General features: G+C 71.0%; 17 protein-coding genes. 10 read left to right on the top strand and 7 right to left on the bottom strand.

Going from position 1 to position 17176, the window contains the following annotated elements; genetic code table 11:
* Positions 1 to 8: 8 nt before the first annotated feature.
* The 5 genes from QLQ12_RS18515 to acs form a co-directional block, all read right to left on the bottom strand.
* Positions 9 to 2324 (bottom strand): rhamnogalacturonan lyase family protein, encoded by a 2316-nt coding sequence (locus tag QLQ12_RS18515; RefSeq protein WP_282761433.1) that lies wholly within the window; start codon positions 2322 to 2324, stop codon positions 9 to 11.
* 168 nt (positions 2325 to 2492) lie between these two features.
* A complete protein-coding gene (locus QLQ12_RS18510) occupies positions 2493 to 3419 on the bottom strand; it encodes an alpha/beta fold hydrolase (RefSeq protein WP_282761432.1) in 927 nt (308 codons plus the stop codon).
* Positions 3420 to 3485: 66 nt separating this feature from the next.
* On the bottom strand, positions 3486 to 3977 hold the full coding sequence (locus QLQ12_RS18505; RefSeq protein WP_282761431.1) for a hypothetical protein: 492 nt from the start codon (positions 3975 to 3977) through the stop codon (positions 3486 to 3488).
* Between the two features lie 126 nt (positions 3978 to 4103).
* Positions 4104 to 6551 (bottom strand): immune inhibitor A domain-containing protein, encoded by a 2448-nt coding sequence (locus tag QLQ12_RS18500; RefSeq protein ID WP_407651499.1) that lies wholly within the window; start codon positions 6549 to 6551, stop codon positions 4104 to 4106.
* Between the two features lie 198 nt (positions 6552 to 6749).
* Entirely contained in the window at positions 6750 to 8738 is a 1989-nt protein-coding gene (acs, locus tag QLQ12_RS18495; protein WP_282761430.1) for an acetate--CoA ligase, read from the bottom strand.
* 223 nt (positions 8739 to 8961) lie between these two features.
* Here acs and QLQ12_RS18490 point away from each other — a divergent pair, with 223 nt between their 5' ends.
* Together QLQ12_RS18490 and QLQ12_RS18485 are read left to right on the top strand one after the other, a co-directional pair.
* Positions 8962 to 9693 carry a Fic family protein gene (locus QLQ12_RS18490; protein ID WP_282761429.1) on the top strand — a complete coding sequence of 244 codons (732 nt, stop codon included), beginning with the start codon at positions 8962 to 8964 and terminating at the stop codon, positions 9691 to 9693.
* A 20-nt stretch (positions 9694 to 9713) separates the two neighbouring features.
* Positions 9714 to 10190 (top strand): PH domain-containing protein, encoded by a 477-nt coding sequence (locus tag QLQ12_RS18485; protein WP_282761428.1) that lies wholly within the window; start codon positions 9714 to 9716, stop codon positions 10188 to 10190.
* A 407-nt stretch (positions 10191 to 10597) separates the two neighbouring features.
* Here QLQ12_RS18485 and QLQ12_RS18480 read toward each other — a convergent pair whose 3' ends face one another.
* Positions 10598 to 11398: an HAD family hydrolase gene (locus tag QLQ12_RS18480; protein ID WP_282761427.1), complete on the bottom strand. Its 801-nt coding sequence runs from the start codon at positions 11396 to 11398 to the stop codon at positions 10598 to 10600.
* Between the two features lie 337 nt (positions 11399 to 11735).
* Positions 11736 to 12104, bottom strand: coding sequence for an STAS domain-containing protein (locus QLQ12_RS18475; protein ID WP_282761426.1), 369 nt, complete (start codon positions 12102 to 12104; stop codon positions 11736 to 11738).
* Between the two features lie 209 nt (positions 12105 to 12313).
* On the opposite strand from QLQ12_RS18475, the gene ssd reads away from it, so the two are divergent.
* From ssd to QLQ12_RS18435, 8 genes are all read left to right on the top strand, one after another.
* Positions 12314 to 13369 (top strand): septum site-determining protein Ssd, encoded by a 1056-nt coding sequence (ssd, locus tag QLQ12_RS18470; protein WP_282761542.1) that lies wholly within the window; start codon positions 12314 to 12316, stop codon positions 13367 to 13369.
* Positions 13366 to 14547, top strand: coding sequence for a TadA family conjugal transfer-associated ATPase (locus QLQ12_RS18465; protein ID WP_282761425.1), 1182 nt, complete (start codon positions 13366 to 13368; stop codon positions 14545 to 14547). The genes ssd and QLQ12_RS18465 overlap by 4 nt, the downstream gene beginning before the upstream one ends.
* On the top strand, positions 14544 to 15284 hold the full coding sequence (locus QLQ12_RS18460; RefSeq protein WP_282761424.1) for a type II secretion system F family protein: 741 nt from the start codon (positions 14544 to 14546) through the stop codon (positions 15282 to 15284). The genes QLQ12_RS18465 and QLQ12_RS18460 overlap by 4 nt, the downstream gene beginning before the upstream one ends.
* Positions 15281 to 15469, top strand: coding sequence for a hypothetical protein (locus tag QLQ12_RS18455; protein ID WP_282761423.1), 189 nt, complete (start codon positions 15281 to 15283; stop codon positions 15467 to 15469). Before QLQ12_RS18460 ends, QLQ12_RS18455 begins: the two co-directional genes overlap by 4 nt.
* A gap of 47 nt (positions 15470 to 15516) precedes the next feature.
* Complete coding sequence (locus QLQ12_RS18450) at positions 15517 to 16152, top strand: type II secretion system F family protein (protein WP_407651507.1); 636 nt, start codon at positions 15517 to 15519, stop codon at positions 16150 to 16152.
* Between the two features lie 109 nt (positions 16153 to 16261).
* A complete protein-coding gene (locus QLQ12_RS18445) occupies positions 16262 to 16390 on the top strand; it encodes a DUF4244 domain-containing protein (protein ID WP_282761540.1) in 129 nt (42 codons plus the stop codon).
* Positions 16387 to 16752 (top strand): TadE family type IV pilus minor pilin, encoded by a 366-nt coding sequence (locus QLQ12_RS18440; RefSeq protein WP_282761422.1) that lies wholly within the window; start codon positions 16387 to 16389, stop codon positions 16750 to 16752. Before QLQ12_RS18445 ends, QLQ12_RS18440 begins: the two co-directional genes overlap by 4 nt.
* Positions 16749 to 17141: an Rv3654c family TadE-like protein gene (locus QLQ12_RS18435; RefSeq protein ID WP_407651498.1), complete on the top strand. Its 393-nt coding sequence runs from the start codon at positions 16749 to 16751 to the stop codon at positions 17139 to 17141. Before QLQ12_RS18440 ends, QLQ12_RS18435 begins: the two co-directional genes overlap by 4 nt.
* Positions 17142 to 17176: the final 35 nt, after the last annotated feature.

Here is a 17176-nt window from a genome sequence, read left to right as displayed (position 1 = left end):
GGACGGGGTCAGCGGACGTGGATGGCGGGCTGGGCCGGGGTGGTCATGCCGTCGCCGAGGAAGAAACTCGGGTGCGGCGGCTGGTTGTACGCGGTGTTCTGCCAGGCGACGGCCACGCGGTACTGGGAGTCGTGCATCAGCGTGGTCAGGCGGGTGCTGGTCGGGATCGGCGAGCTGTAGATGCGAAGGGCCGAACTGTCGCTTTTGCGCCAGATCACCTCTTCACGCCAGTCACCCAGGATGTCGCCGGAGAGGGCCGGGTTGGCCTTGGTGGTGTTGTTGGCAGTCACCTCGGCGGCGGTCAGCAGGCGTGTGTCGGAACCGGTGCCGTACTTGCTGATCTTGTTGCCGTCGAGAAGTTCGCGGACCGGGTCGCCGTCCCACCAGACGAGGAAGTTGATGCCGGTGGGCTCGCGGCCGACGACCGTGCCGGCTGAGTTGAACAGGCCGGTCTCGGTGGCGGACCACGACTCGGCGCCCCCGCTGCCGGCGTAGACGTCGCCGGCCACGCCGCGGCCGTTGTCGCCGTTCGCGGCGGTCTTCCATAGGATCTTGCCGGTCGCCGCGTCGGCCATCCAGGAACTGGGCTTCGAGGAGTCCTCGTCGACCTTGAAGACCTCGAGGCCGGTGTTGTTCCGGTCGAAGTCGCCGACGTGCAGGGCGTCGCCGTGGCCGTTGCCGGTGTTCCACAGCTTGGTGCCGTCGTCGTTCAGGGCCATCGAGCCGTAGACGATCTCGTCCTTGCCGTCCGAGTCGACGTCGGCGACGGAGAGCTGATGGTTGCCCTGACCGGCGTAGGCGCTGTTGCCGGACGTGCTGGTGTCGAACGTCCAGCGCTTGGTGAGAGCGCCGTCGCGGAAGTCCCAGGCGGTGATCACCGATCGGGTGTAGTAGCCGCGCGCCTCGATCAGCGACGGGCGCGAGCCGTCCAGGTACGCCGTGCCGGCGAGGAATCGGTCGACGCGGTTGCCGTAGCTGTCGCCCCAGCCGCTGACCGCTCCCCGTGCCGGGGTGAAGTCCACGGTGGAGAGCGCGGCGCCGGTCTGGCCGCTGAACATGGTCAGGCGCTCGGGCCCGGACAGGATGTAGCCCGACGCGTTGCGGTGGTCGGCGGTCGGGGAACCGATGACCTTGCCGGTGCCGTCGACGGTGCCGTCCGCGGTCTTCATCGCGATCTCGGCCTTGCCGTCACCGTCGTAGTCGTACACCTGGAATTGGGTGTAATGAGCGCCCGCCCGGATGTTCCGGCCGAGATCGATGCGCCACAGGCGGGCGCCCTGCAGGGTGTACGCGTCGACGAACACGTTGCCGGTGTATCCGGACTGCGAGTTGTCCTTGGAGTTGGACGGGTCCCACTTGACGATGACCTCGTAGTCGCCGTCGGCGTCCACGTCACCGACCGACGAGTCGTTCGCCGAGTAGGTGTAGGCGACACCGTCCGGAGTGGTGCCACCGGCCGGCACCGACAGCGGCACGTCGAGGTAGCCGTTGGCGAGGGCCAGCGATGCCGGCGAGGCGGTCTGCTCGACGCCGTTGACGACGGCTTTCACGGTGTACGACGCGGACGCCGCCGCCCCGGTGTCGAGGTGGTTCGTGGAACCGGTGATCGGCGCGGAGTTGACCTTCGCCGACCCGCGGTACACGTTGAACGCCACCGATGTGGGGTCGGTGCCGAGCATCCGCCAGCTGACCAGGTTGCCGGTGCCGGTCCGGACGCTGATCACGCCCCGGTCCAGGTCTTCCATCTGCCGCCCGGTCCCGGTGGTCGTTCCCGGGTTCGTCGCGGCCAGTACCCACTGCTTGTTCGTGTTGGCGGTGCAGGTCTCCTGGATGATCGCGCCACCGGCCGCCGTTGCGGCGTCCTTGTCGCTGAGGCAGAGACCCGAGTTGACGTTCTTGATCTGATACCCCGGGCCGCTGGCCACGAAGGTGAAGAGCTGGTTCGTGGCCGCGCTGCCGCAGGTGTACTGGATCAGCTGGACGCCGCCGGCGGTGCTCTTGGCCGGCACGTCGACGCACTTGCCGCTCTTGGCGTTGACCAGGTTGAACTGCCCGGCCGATCCGGCCGCGACGAGCTTGAACTGCTGCCAGGCGGTCCCGGCCGTGCAGCCCCACTGCTGGAGCAGGGCGTTGTTGTCGGCACTGCCGGCCGTCACGTCGAGGCACATGCCGCTCTTCGCGACACTGAGGCTGTAGGTGCCTCCGGCGATCGGTGTGGCACTGGTGGCGGCGTTCGAGGGGAGGACGAACCAGGCAACGGTGGCGGCCGCGAGCACGCCGGCGGCGCCGAGGACGGCCAGTTCCCGGGTGTGTCTCTGAGGCATGGGACCTTTCCGATCTCAAGCCATGCTGCGCCCGCCGCCAGTCGGGCGCAGTCGGCTACGGTCAGTAACAACTGGGAGCGGTTCCACCGCAACCGACCGTGAGATTAGGGCAGATCCGAGGCCTGATTGATCTTTTAAAGATCACTTAAGGCGACCGTAAGAGCGACCTCAGGAGGGGGTCTTCAGCCAGCGCAGGATCTCACCGGTGACCACGTCCGGGGCCTCCTGGTGCAGGAAGTGGCCGACGTCCGGAAGAAGGCGCCACTCGTACGGCGCGGTCACATAGCGTCCCGAACCCTGCGCGGTCCGCGGGAGAACCGCGGTGTCCAGCGCACCGTGCAACTGGAGCGTCGGCACGCTCGACGGGCGCTGCATCAGCTTGACGAACCGGTAACCCTGCAGGCGCAGCGCGCTGCGAGCCACCCAGCGGTATGCCTCCAGCGCGCAGAACGCCGCCTGCGGGATCCGCATCGCCTCGCGGCAGCGGGCCGAGTAGTCCGCGAACTCTCCGGTGGCCGCCCACTGTGGGCTGCTCCACCGGGCCATCAGCTCACCGACCAGCGCGGCGTCGTCGCGGGTCAGCACGTGCTCGAAACGGGGAACCTGGAAACGCACGACCGTCCGGGAGGCGGTGAGCTGGCCGCGCGGGTCGGCGAAGAGAGCCGCCCGCAGCCGCAGCGGATGCGCGGCGCCGAGCACGACCAGGCGGTTGACCAGTTTCGGGTGGAACGACGCCGCCGCCCAGCCGACCATGCCACCGGCTCCGGCACCGACCACGGTGGCCGAACGCTCACCGAGGGCGCGGATCAGACCGGTCACGTCGGCGGCCATCGTGTAGCCGTCGTACCCCCGGGGAGGTTTGTCACTCGCGCCGTAACCGCGCAGGTCGATGGCGGCGGCGCGGAAGCCGGCGTCCGCGACACGGGTCATGATGTCGTGCCAGGCCCACCAGAACTCGGGGAACCCGTGCAGGAACAGGACGAGTGGCCCGGTGCCGACCTCAGCGACGTGGAAGCGGCTGCCGTTGGCGCCGACGAACCGGTGCTGCCACGGGCCTTCCGTCAGCACACACGACTCGTCCACCTCTCCAGCCATGCCGTCAGCCTAGGCGGCGGTGTCACACATGACGCCGGGCAGTGGCGAAATGGGGCCGCACCGTGATCATTTGATGAGTTCCGCCTCGGTCATCGCCATCAGGGCGCCGGGACCGCAGTAGATCCGCAGCATCGTGGTCTCCAGCTTCACCTTCACCCGGGCGCCCTGGGCGAGTTCGACACCGGTGGTGGAGTAGAGGGCGTACTTCTGGCCGTCGTCGGCGACGAGGCCGTAACACGGGCCCTTGCCTCCACGAGTGACCATGCCGGCGACCCAGCCGGTGTTCGGCTTCTGGTCGGTCGGCTCCTTGGGCGGCTTCTCGGTCAGCGTGATGGTCGGCAGCGGTTTCTCGCCGCCGGGATCCGCCGGGCTGGACGACGGCGTGGCCGCCGGCGCTGTGGTGGCGCCGGTGGGAGACGGCGCCGGGGAGGGCGCGACCGAAGCGGAGGGGGCGGCGCTGGACGACGCGGCGGGTGACTCCACTCCGTTCGCGCAACCGGCGATGACCGCTCCGGCCGCCATGGCCAGGCCGATCCGGAATGTGTGGTGCATGCGCATGAAGCACATCCTTCCCGCGTAGGGCGTCGGAGATGGGACGAATCGCGGGGCCGAACGGTTCCCGAACTGGAGACGGCGCCCGGGAGGAACCCCGGACGCCGTCGAGAAACCGCGTGGATCAGTGGATCAGTAGACCGCCACCGTCATCGAGGTGCCGAGCTGGCTCAGCACGCCGATCTTGACGCCGACCGCGGGGAGCTTGACGCCGTGGTTCGGCAGCTCCTCGTAGAAGTACTTGTCCTTGTCGTTGAAGACCGGCTTGCCCCACTGCGGCTTGATGACCGACTTCACGCCGTTGAGGTGCAGCGTCATGCCGTCGGTCGGGTAGAGGCCGAACGGCGCGTCGTACACCTGGACCCGCGAGCGCCACGGAACACCGTCCGGGTTCAGGAACGGCTTCGGGTGGGCGTCGACGTAGAGGTTGAGGCCCTCACCCGGGTGCACGTTGGTGTTGTTGTCGATCTGCGAGGTGTCCCAGTAGGAGACCAGCAGACCGGTCTGGTAGTTGTAGTGCTCCACCCAGTCCGGCTTGGTGTTCATGAAGCCGAAGTTGTACGGGCCGGTCTCCAGGTACTTGTCGTACGAGGTGTAGCTGCGGTGGCCCGCGATGTAGTAGTGCGGGTAGTTCTGGGTGACGGTGGCGCCCACGACCGTGAATCCGCCCAGGGTCCACGTCGAGGTGCCCTCGGCGCCCTCGGTGCTGACGACAGCGCCGTCGGCGGTCACGGTCAGCTCGTCACCGAAGAAGCCGCCCTCGGAGACGCCGCCGTCGGTCACGTAGCGCAGGCGGAAGTCGACCTTCTGGCCCGCGTAGGCGTTCAGCGGGACGTTGATGTCGACCCAGGCGCCGCCGGTCGTGCCGCTGATCGCCGGGTTGCCCGCGCCGTCCTTGATGAACGGTGCGCCGGCGGCCGTGCCGTCGAGCTTCGTCCAGCTCGTGCCACCGTTGGTGGAGGCCTCGGCGTAGAGGTAGTCGTAGTCCGCCTCGATCGCGTACCGGCCCTTGAGCGAGACACCCGCGGTGGTCTTGCCGGTCAGGTCGATCGCCTTGGTCAGGGCGTTGTTCAGGTTGTCGGCGTTACCCGAGAAGAACTGCTTGGTGCCCGCGAACGGAGCGCCGAGCTCCGTGGTGACCGCCTTGTCCGGCAGGTTCACCACCACAGCCTGCTTCTTCTTGGTGTTGTACTCCTCGGGCCCGAGGTTGACGACCTTCTTGGCGCCCGCCTTGACCGACTCGTAGTTCAGCCAGCCGAGCTGGAGCTTGTTCCACGCGCCCAGGTCACCGGGGCGTGTGCCGATGCCCTGGTCCTTCTTCGCGCTGAGCCGGCTCTGCGCCATCAGCGACCAGTACTCGGTGTTGTTGTCGCCGAGACCACTGGTGTCGTAGTCGTCCGGGAGGCCGAGGTCGTGGGCGTACTCGTGCACGAAGACGCTCAGACCGCCGTTCTCCGGCTGGACCGTGTAGTCGCCGACCCACAGGCCGCTGGTGCCGACCTGGGCGCCGCCGAGCTTGTTGTTGGCGGGGCCGGTGGCGCCGGCGCTGGTGGCGAATGCGTACCAGCGGTGGCTCCAGACGGCGTCCTCGCCCTGGTACGGGTCACCGTCGGCCTGGTCGCCGCCGGAGTGGACGATCTGGAAGTGGTCCAGGTAGCCGTCGGACTCGTTGAAGTCGCCGTCACCGTCGAAGTCGTAACGGTCGTAGACGTCGTACTCCTTGAGCGCGGCGTTGATCTGGGCCTCGGTCTTGCCGGCCGCCTTCTGGTCCGCGTACCACTGGTTCACGCCGTCCTGGACCAGGGCCCAGACGTTGTTGCAGTTGCTGCTGGCGCAGACCGCCGGGTCGTCGCCGTTGGCGTCGGTCGGGTTGTCGTGCGACCGCCCGTACCGCGCCTCGTTGTACTTGACCTTGACCCAGTCGGAGACGGCGCCGTCGACGCTGTAGCGGCCGGACGACTGCTCTTCGAAGTAGGTCTTGACCGACTCGACGTTCTTACCAGTGCCGAAGTACAGGTTCCGGTAGTACTCGGGCGAGTAGTCCGCCTGCCAGATGGTGGAGTTGTCCACCTTGCGGTCCGGGGCCGGGATGGCGTTGTGCAGCGGGCCCTCGAAGGTCGAGGGGCCGGCGAACGCGTCCGTGGTGTCCTTGTCCGGGAAGTCCGGGTGCCGCTCGTTGCCGAACTCGGTCAGGATGACGAAGATCTTGTCGGTCTTCTCCCGAGCGAGCTCGACGTACTGGTTCTTACCCGGGTGGCCGAAACCTCCGTTGCCGTAGGTCTTGCCCAGGTTGACGACCTTGCTGCCATTCTTGGTCTCGACCGTGGCCTTGCCGCTGACCACATCGGAGACAGCAGCCTCGCGCAGCGCGCGACGCTTCTCCTCGAGCGGGTTCGGCATGTCATGGTCGTCGACATGAGCGGCCTCGCTGGCCGGTGCGGCCGGGGCAGAGTCCGAGGGTGGCGCCGCCATGGCCATCGTCGGCATCAACGCGCCGACGCTGGTCACGACCGCGGCGCCGAGCAGTCCTGCGACCACCTTGCGCACTACGTTTACCTCCGCTTTCGCCAGCCGGATCATGGGGGTACGGGCGTCCGGCGTGAAACGGTCCCGTGTCCGGGACTCAGGTGAACGTATGCAAAACAAACGATGCGTGGGGTGCGGGAAGCATATTGATGACCAACGGTTATTCGATATGGCCCGGTCATAACATGGGGACCGGCAAATACGACAAAAGGCTGATGACACAACTGTGTCACCAGCCTTTATTAATTGTCGTCAGTCCTCTGGCTTGGCCGTCTTCAGGCCCGAGGAGATGAGATCCATGACAGTGGAGTCTTGAAGGGTCGTGACGTCACCGAGTGACCGGTTCTCCGCCACGTCACGCAGCAGCCGCCGCATGATCTTTCCGGAACGGGTCTTCGGCAGCTCGGCGACGAGCATGATCTGACGTGGCTTGGCGATCGGGCCGAGCGTCTTGGCCACGTGGTTGCGCAGCTCCTTGATCAGCGCCTCGCCCGCGTCGCCGGCGGTGTCCACATTGCCGCGCGGGATGGTGAACGCGACGATCGCCTGCCCGGTCGTCGGGTCGGTCGCGCCGACCACCGCGGCCTCCGCCACCGACGGGTGCGACACCAGGGCCGACTCCACCTCGGTCGTCGAGATGTTGTGCCCGGAGACCAGCATGACGTCGTCGACCCGGCCGAGCAGCCAGAGGGCGCCGTCGGAGTCCTTCTTCGCGCCGTCGCCGGCGAAGTAGATCCACTCGTCGCCTCCGGCGGACGAGCCGGCCCCGAAACGCGACCAGTACGTCTCCAGGAACCGCTGGTCGTCACCCCAGATGGTGCGCAGCATCGACGGCCACGGCTCCCGCAGCACGAGGAAGCCGCCGCCTCCGTTCGGCACCGACTGCGCCTGGTCGTCGACCACGTCGGCGCTGATGCCCGGCAGCGCCGTCATCGCCGAGCCCGGCTTCGCCGCGGTCACACCGGGCAGCGGGGAGATCATGATCGCGCCGGTCTCGGTCTGCCACCAGGTGTCCACGACCGGGGTGCGCTCGTGGCCGACGTTCTTCCGGTACCAGATCCAGGCCTCGGGGTTGATCGGCTCACCGACGCTGCCGAGAACGCGCAGCGACGACAGGTCGTACTTGGCGGGGATGTCGTCGCCCCACTTCATCATGGTGCGGATCAGCGTCGGCGCGGTGTAGAGGATCGACACCTTGTACTTGTCGACGATCTGCCAGAACCGGCCGCGGTCCGGGGTGTCCGGGGTGCCCTCGTACATCACCTGGGTCGCGCCGTTGGAGAGCGGGCCGTAGACGATGTAGGAGTGCCCGGTCACCCAGCCGATGTCGGCGGTGCACCAGTAGACGTCCGACTCCGGCTTCAGGTCGAAGACCGCGTGATGGGTGTACGACGTCTGGGTCAGGTAACCGCCGGTGGTGTGCAGGATGCCCTTCGGCTTACCGGTGGTGCCCGAGGTGTAGAGGATGAAGAGCGGGTGCTCGGAGTCGAACGGCTGCGCCTTGTGCTCCGGGCTGGCCTGCTCGACCGTCTCGTGCCACCACTTGTCCTTGTCCGTCCAGGCGACGTCCTGGCCGGTCCGGCGGACCACCAGCACGTGCTCGATGCGATCGGTCCGGGACACCGCCTCGTCCACGGTCGGCTTGAGCGCCGACGGCTTACCCCGCCGGTACCCACCGTCCGCGGTGATCACCACCTTGGCGGCGGCGTCCTCGATCCGGGTGGCCAGCGCCTCCACCGAGAATCCGCCGAACACAACGCTGTGCGTCGCCCCGATCCGGGCGCAGGCGAGCATCGCCACCGCGGCTTCCGGGATCATCGGCAGGTAGATCATCACGCGGTCGCCCGCGGTCACACCGAGCTCGGTGAGCGTGTTGGCCGCCTGGCTGACCAGCTTCAGGAGCTCGGAGTAGGTGACGGTGCGGGTGTCACCGGGCTCGCCCTCCCAGTGGATCGCCACCTTGTCGCCGAGTCCTGCCTCGACGTGCCGGTCCACGCAGTTGTACGCGATGTTCAGCTCGCCGCCGACGAACCATTTCGCGAACGGCGGGTTCGACCAGTCCAGCACCTGGTCCCACGGCTTGGTCCAGGCCAGCCGCTCGGCCTGCTTCGCCCAGAAGGCGAGCCGGTCACCCGCCGCCTCCTCGTAGGCGTCGGCCTTGACGTTCGCGTTGGCCGCGAGGTCGGCGGGCGGCGGGAACTGCCGCGTCTCCGAGGACAGGTTCTCCAACGTCTCGCTCATGAGGGCGGCTCCTCTGCCGTGACCGGGGTCTCTTCGTCTGCACATTAGTTGCGCCGGCGGTTCCGGCGAAGGTTTGCCAGGCAGCCCGCGCCCGATGGTGCCGTGCGCGCGCCGACCGGCGATTTGGTGCTCACTACTGCGCGAATCTTGCCAGTTCCACGCTCATTTGTGCACCCCGTGTTTCCCGTGTTTTGCCGGCCACCGCGTTCACTACCGTGTTCACGTGGATCCACTAGCCCCGTTGCTCGACCTCGCCGACGTCGCACCTGCCTTCGCGAGCGCCCGAGAGTCCGTCGACGCCGCCCACCGCCACCGAGCCCTGCGCCGGCACGGCGGCCAGGTCGCCGCCGAAGCGAGCCTGCGCGCCGCCGTCGCCAGCGCCGCCCTCGAAGGCAGCGCCTATGACCTCGAGGAGGTACGCGGCGGCACGGTCACCGATCCGGTCGTCCAGGGCGCCCTCCGGGTCGCCGAGTCACTCGGCGGCCTGGTCGACCTCTGGCCCCGCGCGCCCCGCCAGGTCCTCGCGAAACTGCACGTGCTCGCGGCCCGCGGCGTCGTCCACGACCACGACCTCGGCCGGCTCGCCAGCGGCGCGGAACGGATCGACGCCCTCGCCGGACTGGTCGCCGGGAACGAGACCACCCCGCCGATGCTGCTCGCCGCCATCGTCCACGCCGAACTCCTCACCCTGCGGCCCTTCGCCGGGCCGGCCGGCGTCGTCGCCCGCGCCGCCGCGCGCCTCACCCTGATCGGGCGCGGCTTCGACCCCCGCGGGCTGGTCGCCGTCGAACGGGGCCACCTCACCCGGGAGCCGGAGTACGTCGGATCAGCCGGCGCCTACGCCACCGGCACCCAGGACGGAGTGCGATCGTGGCTGCGGCACTACGCGGCGGCGATCACCGCCGGCGCCGAGGAAATCACCGTCATCGGTGATGGGGTCCTCGCCGAGGCCTGACCGGCGGCATACTTCATCGCGTGGGTTCGCACTGGGTCCGTCCATACTCCCCGGGCACCGGCCGCTGGATCGTGATCGCCTGGGAAGCGGCCGCACTGGCGCTGCTCACCTGGGCGACGATCCGTCAGTTCGACCTCATCGGGCACGGCGTCCGGACCGTGGCCGGCGTGCTCGCCGCGGTCTGGGTGATCGGCGCGTGGCGAATACTCGAGCACGGGGTCTACGTCAGCAGCGACGGCGTGCTGATCCGGGGTTTGCTGCGGTCACGCCGCATGCGATGGCGCGACATCGCCGGAGTGCGCCTGCACCAGGCCACGCATCGGCTCGGTCGATGGGAACTGCAGCGCGACATGACCGTGCTCATCGAGCGGCACGACGGCGCGACGGTGAACACCGAACTGTGGGCCCAGGGAGTCGACTTCCATGCACGGCCGAAGGCGTTCCGGGCCGTCTACCACGAAATCCGCAACCGTCACCGGGCCGCGGCCGAGACGTAGGACGGCCGGTGGACATTGAAGAGCCGGCGTCCCTCGCGGGGGCGCCGGCTTTGCGCGTCCGGACCGGGTTAACAAGCGTGCACCTGAGTCGTTGTCGACGGTCCAGGGCCTCGGGGAGACTAGCTCGGCGAGGCGGAGGTCCCGTCGCAACGTGCCTGCCGTGGCTGATCGCGCGTGGGTTCCCGGTGGCCGTGCACGGTGCCCGAGATTTCCGGGCCCGCGAGTCATTTCTACGCCGCTCCGCGCATGATCGCCAGATTTCCCCGGAAATGGCGACCGAACGCGGAATACTCAGACCGATGCCGGTGACCAGCGGACTCGCCCGAAAGGCGCTCAGCGGCCGTGAGCGGCGCCCACGCCGCGTGGTGGCTCACGGTGCTCTTGCCGGCCGTACGAAAGAAAAGGTCTCAAGCGGCCGCGGCGCGGGTGCGGCGGTGACGTCCGTAGAGGGCGACGCCGATGGCGACGCCCACGCCGACGCTGAGGGCCGCGGCGACCGGCACCGCCGGGCGGTCGCGGAGGCGCCTGCCGAGAGGCACGGGATGGCGGAACTCGAGGACCGGCCAGGAGCGGAGCAACGCCACCCGGCGCAACGCCCGGTCGGGGTTGACGACGCTGGGGTGACCGACCGACTCGAGCAGCGGAAGGTCACTGCTGGAATCGGAGTAGGCGTAGCACTCGGCGAGGTCGTAACCGCGCTCCTCGGCCAGCTTGCGGACCCCGACGACCTTGGCCGGGCCCGCGGAGTAGAACTCCACCGCCCCGCTGTAACGGCCGTCGACGATCGCCATGCGGGTGGCGATGATGTCGGTGATGCCGAGCAGCGCGCCGATCGGGCGGACCATCTCGTCGCCGGAGGCGGAGACCAGTACCACGTCGCGGCCGGCCGCCTGGTGCTCGGCGATCAGCGCCGCGGCCTCCGCGTAGACATAGGGGTTGATGAGATCGTTGAGGGTCTCGGCCACGATCTGCTGCACCTGCTCCACTCGCCAGCCCTTACAGAGGGCGGCCATGTAGTCGCGGGTGCGGGCCATCGATTGCTCGTCGGTGCCGCCGCCGAGCCGGAACATCATCTGGGCATAGGCGGTCTTGACCACATCGCGCCGGCTGATCAGGCCATCCCGGTAGAACGGCCGTCCGAAGGCCAGCGCACTGGACTTGGCGATGACGGTCTTGTCGAGGTCGAAAAACGCGGCGCTCAGGCCCACGGGCCGAAAGTGTAGCCGCACCCGGCACGCCACGGTTGTCCCGCTCACCTGATGTGCCCGATGGTGACGCAGGGTGAAACCGGTCAGACGGGCAGGAGTGTGACGAGCATGCGACATTCGGTACTCGACGGGAGGCCTGATCCTGAGGCAAACTTGTGTTTGCTACGAGGTCTGTGTTGTCACCGCTCCACTTGGTGACATCTGAGACCGGAAAATCGGTTCAGCTAAAAGCCCTCGGTGATCGCGCCCCCCGCGATTGCCGAGCGATTCGGCTCGACCCCCCCGGAGCCGAATCCCAGGACGGCCCCCGTCTCCCCCGACGGGGGTCGTTCCCTTTTCAGGCGCCGGTGGCCTGGCTGGGCTCCCCCTCGAACAGGGCGGGACCGGCCGGCTCGATCAGGCCGAAGAGGCCGCAGAGACCGGTCACGGTCAGCACCCGGCGGAACGTGTCGCTCGGATTGACCACCCGGAAGTCGATGCCCCGCGCGGTGGCGGCCCGGTAACCCTCGATCAGCGCGCCGAGGCCGGTGGAGTCGATGAAGGTGGCATCGCGCAGGTCGACCGCGACGGCCGGCGGCGACCAGGCGGTGACGGCGTCGTCCATACCGCGCGCCACCTCGCTGGAGTTCGAGTAGTCGATCTCACCCACCACGGTGACGGTGACGGTGCCGTCGTCGGCGAGCGCCGTGCGGATCGAGCTCTCCATAGCGACCAAAGATACCCAACCCGGCGCCCGGCGCACCTCCTGGCTTAGCAGATCACCTCCCCGGGCGGGGGCCGTCCACCATTCCTGGTTGTCCACAGCCCGGCGGTATCGGCGGTTGTCGTGCCCGGCCCGGCCCGGCGACGGTGAGCGCCCCAACCCGCCGTCCCCGCTGGAGGCCAGCGATGCCCGCCCCGCGCCGCCCCCTGATCGTGACCGCCGACCCCGGCCTGCTCGACGACCTGCTGCGCCTCGCCGCGGCGGGCGGAGCCGAGGCCGACGTGTCACCCGACCCGGCCGGAGCCCGGGCCCGCTGGTCCGGCGCCCCACTCGTGCTGGTCGGCGCCGACCAGGCCACAGCCTGCCTGCGGGCCCGGCTGCCCCGGCGGGACCGGCTGGTCCTGGTCGGGCACGCCGGCGCCGTCGATGCGGCCTTCAACGTCGCCGAACTGCTCGGCGCCGGCAACGTGGCCGTCCTGCCCGAGGCCGAACCATGGGTGATCGACCAGTTCGTCACCGGGGAACAGGCCGGCCCGCCGGCCGCCTGCCGGACCCTCGCGGTGATCGGCGGGCGCGGCGGCGCCGGAGCGAGCATCCTCGCCGCCGGGCTGGCCACGACCGCGGTGCGCGCCGGGTACCGGACCCTGCTGATCGACGCCGACCCGCTGGGCGGTGGGCTCGATCTGGTGCTCGGCTGGGAGCAGGTCGGCGGGCTGCGCTGGCCGGCTCTCGCCGGGGCGGACGGCCGGGTGGACCCGCCGGCCCTGCTGGGCGCCCTCCCGCACCGCGGTGACCTGGTGCTGCTCTCCTTCGATCGGGACGAGTTGCCGGGCGTGCCGATCGAGGCGATGGCGGCCACTTTGGACGCGGCCCGCCGCGGACGGGACGTGATCGTCGCCGACCTGCCGCGGCAACTCGACGACGCCGCCGTGCTGGCCCTTCAGGCGGCCGACCGGACTCTGCTCGTGGTGCCGGCCGAACTGCGGGCCACCGCCTCGGCGGCCCGCACGGCGGCGACCGTCGCCGCACACTGCGACGACGTGGCGGTGGTGGTGCGGGGCCCGGCGCCGGGCCGGCTCAAGGCGCGGGAGGTCGCGCGGGCGCTGGGACTGCCGCTGGCCGGGACCCTGCGTCCGGAGCCGGCGGTCTGCCAGGCGATCGAGCGGGGGACGGCGCCCACCGCCGACGGCAAGGGCGCGCTCGCGGTCCTCTGCCGGCGGCTGGTCGACGAACTGATGGGCGCGGGCACCAAGGCGGCCGTGGCATGACCGTCGCCGACCGGGTGCGGAAACGGTTCGCCCACGACGGAATGGAAGCGACGCCGGCCGCGGTGGTGAGCGCCGTCCGGCAGGACAACGCGGTCCTCGGGGACACGGCCGTGCTGCGGCTCGCCGGTCAGGTGCGCGACGAACTGATCGGCGCGGGCCCGCTCGCCCCGCTGCTCGCCGACCAGTCCGTCACCGACGTGCTCGTCAACAATCTGCAGGTCTGGGTGGACCGCGGAGCGGGGCTGGAACGTGCCGCGGTCCGGTTCTCGGACGCCGGCGAGGTACGCCGGCTCGCTCAGCGGCTGGTCGCGGCCTGCGGGCGGCGGCTCGACGACGGTCAGCCCTACGCCGACGCGCGGCTCCCCGACGGGACCCGGCTGCACGCGGTGCTGCCGCCGGTCGCGACGGACGGGCCCTATCTGTCGCTGCGTACCTTCCGGCAGCGGCCGTTCACCCTCGCTGACCTGGTCGCACACGGGACGGTCGCCCCGGCGGCCGCGCCGGTGCTGGCCGCGGTGGTGGCGGCACGGCTCGCCTACCTGGTGACCGGTGGCACCGGCAGCGGGAAGACCACGCTGCTCGCGACCCTGCTCGGGCTGGTGCCGCCGACCGAGCGGATCGTGCTGGTGGAGGACGCCGCGGAACTGCGGCCGGTGCACCCGCACGTGGTGGGGCTCCAGGCGCGCACCTCCAACGTGGAGGGAGCGGGCGCGGTCGGGCTCAGCGACCTGGTCCGGCAGGCGCTGCGGATGCGGCCCGACCGGCTGGTGGTCGGGGAGTGCCGAGGGGCGGAGATCGTCGACCTGTTGGGTGCGCTCAACACCGGGCACGAGGGCGGCGCGGGGACGCTGCACGCCAACGCGCCCGCCGACGTACCGGCCCGGCTGGAGGCGCTCGGGCTGCTGGGCGGGCTGCCGCGGGCCGCGCTGCACGCACAGGCGGTCGCGGCGTTGCAGGTGGTTCTCCAGGTCAGGCGTACGACCGAGGGCCGCCTCCTGGAATCGGTCAGCGTCCTGCTCCCGTCCGGGGAACAGCGGCTGGCGACGGTCGTCCCGGCGTGGCGGCGCGATCGGGGCCTCGGCCCGGGCGCCGCCGTGCTGGCCCGCCTGCTCACGGAGCGTGGGGTGGCGGTGCCCGCCGTCCTGTGCCCGCCGGTGTCCGAGGGAGGCCCCACGTGAGCTGGGTGCTGGTGACACTCCTGATCGCCGGTGCGGTGCTGGCCGTCAGACCGGGGGACGCGGCCCGGGAGCGGCTCTTCCGGCGGCGGCCGAGGACTGCCCTCCTGCCGGCGGTGCGGCCGGTGATCCGGGCGTTCCTGGACGAGCCGCGGTGGCGGCTGGTTCCGGCCGTCTCCGGGCTGGCGGCCGTGGTGGCGGGGCTGTCCGGCGGGCCGGTCGCGGGAACCGTCGCCGCGGTCTACGCGGGCCTGGGCGTCCACGAGTGGCGGCGGCGGGCCGGGCGCAAGCGGGTCGAGGCGCGGCGGGCCGCGTACCTGGACGAGTTGGCATCGCTGGTCGCGGAGCTGCGGGCGGGGATCCCGGCAGCGGTCGCCGCCGGCCGCGCCGAGAGCACCGGGTCCGGGCGGCTCGGGCGGCTGACGGGGGCGGTGTGGGGTCTCGCCGAGCGCACCGGTGCGCCGGCGGCCGACCTCCTCGACCGGATCGAATCGGACGCGCGTGCGGCCGACCGCTCGGCCCGGACGGCCGTCGCCCAGGCGGCCGGGGCGCAGACCACGGCGATCCTGCTGGCCGGCCTGCCGTTGGGCGGGATCGCGCTGGGCTACCTGATCGGCGCCGATCCGCTGGCGATGCTGCTGCACACGCCGTGGGGCGCGGCGTGTGTGGTCGCCGCGCTCCTCCTGCAGTGCGCCGGGCTGAAATGGGCGCAGCGGCTCACCGAGGGGGTGGGCCGGTGACCCCCGTGACCCCGGTGTGCGGGGTGGCGGCGCTGCTGCGGGCGGGTGGGCCGGTCCGGGTGCCGCTGCGTGAGTGCTGTGTGGCCGCTCTGGTCGGCGTTGACGGGGCCGTCAAGGCTTGCGAAGCGCTGCTGCCGGAACCGGTCCTGGGGAGCGTGCCGGTCGCGACCGAGGCGTCATGGTGAGCGGGCCCGTCGTGGCGGTGTGCGCGGTGGCGGCCGCGGTGGCCCTGATGGCGCCCGCGAGCGCTCCCCGGCTCCCACGACCGAGGAAGGCCCGGCAGACCCGGCTGCTGCTGCCGGTGCTCGCCGGGCTGGCCGTGGCCGGCTTCATCGGCACCGCGTGGGGTGTCCCTGCCGGGCTGGCGGCCGGGATCGGAGCGGACCGCTTCCTGCGCGGCCGGGAACCCGCCGAGGTTCGCCGGGAGCGCCGGGAGGCGCTCGCCGACCTGCCGCTCGGCGCTGATCTGCTGGCCGCCGCGCTCAAGGGCGGAACCTCGGTGGACAGGTCGGTCGCCGCCGTGGCCGAGGCGCTGGGTGGACCGCTCGGGGCCCGGCTGGAGCGCACCGCCCGGTCGTTGCGGCTCGGCGCGGCGCCGGCCGAGGCGTGGGCGCACCTGACCGGAGTCACCCATGCGGAGCGGCTGGTCGCGGCGGCCGTCCGGTCCAGCGCCAGCGGTGGCGCGCTGTCCGGGGCGCTGGAACGCCTCGCCGGCGACCTGCGCGCCGACCGGGCGGTGGCGACCGAGGCGGCCGCCCAGCGGGCCGGTGTGCTGATCGTGCTGCCTCTCGGCCTGTGCTTCCTGCCGGCCTTCCTGCTCGCCGGGCTGATGCCGACCGTGGTCGCCATCCTCGCCGACGTGCTCTGAAACCCCCCGATGCGGCGTGTCGGACGCCGCATCACAACCGGAGGAGGTCCTGTTGTCCCAACTCATCGCCCATTACCGGCGGCTCCAGGCGGATGCCGCGGACGCCGGAATGAGCACCGCCGAGTACGCCGTCGGCACGCTCGCCGCGGTCGCCTTCGCCGGTGTCCTGCTCAAGGTCATGACGAGCGCGTCCGTGCAGTCGGCACTCAGCGCGGTCATCGGCCGGGCGCTGAAGTGAGACGGCGCCGGCGGCCCGGCCGCGACCGGGGTTCGTTCACCGCCGAACTCGCGGCCGGGTTGCCGGCGCTCATGCTGCTGCTCGGCTTCGGCCTCACGGCGGTGACCGCGGTGACCGCGAAGATGCAGTGCCTGGACGCGGCCCGCGAGGCGGCCCTGGCCGGAGCGCGCGGTGCGGCGGCGACCGCGGTGGCGTCTCGAATCGCTCCCGAGGGCGCGGCCGTCCGGATGGGCGGGACCGCGGAGAGCGTCACGGCCGAGGTGTCCGCGCCGGTCCGGATGTTCGGCGCCGACCTGCCCGGCGTCGAGGTGCGGGCCACCGCCGTGGCGGCCCGCGAGCCCGAGGAGGTGGGCCTGCCGTGAGACGGTGGGACGACCGCGGCGCGGCGTCGATCTTCGTGCTCGGCGTGGGGCTGGTGCTGGTCTCGCTGGGGCTGGCCGGGGCGACCGTCGGGGCGGCGCGGGTGGCCCGGCACCAGGCCGGGGCGGCCGCCGACTTCGGCGCCCTGGCCGGCGGCCGGCACGCCGTCGAGGGCGAGGCGACCGCCTGTGCCGTGGCACGGCACTACGTCGAGGCGAACAGCGCCCGGATGACCGGGTGTGCCGTCACCGGCCTGGAGATCGTGGTCCGGACCGAGGTTGCGCTGGTGGTCTTCCCGGCGAGCGCGGAGGCGGCGTCCCGGGCCGGTCCGGTGTCCGCCTCAGCGGGAGACCTGCTGGAACAGGCTCTGCCCCGAGGGCGACGCCGATGACGCCGACGGCCGGCTCAGCCCCGGCCCGCCGCTGC

Source organism: Actinoplanes sandaracinus, assembly GCF_030009775.1.
Lineage (GTDB): Bacteria > Actinomycetota > Actinomycetes > Mycobacteriales > Micromonosporaceae > Actinoplanes > Actinoplanes sandaracinus.
This window is presented reverse-complemented; position numbering and strand designations above follow the sequence as displayed.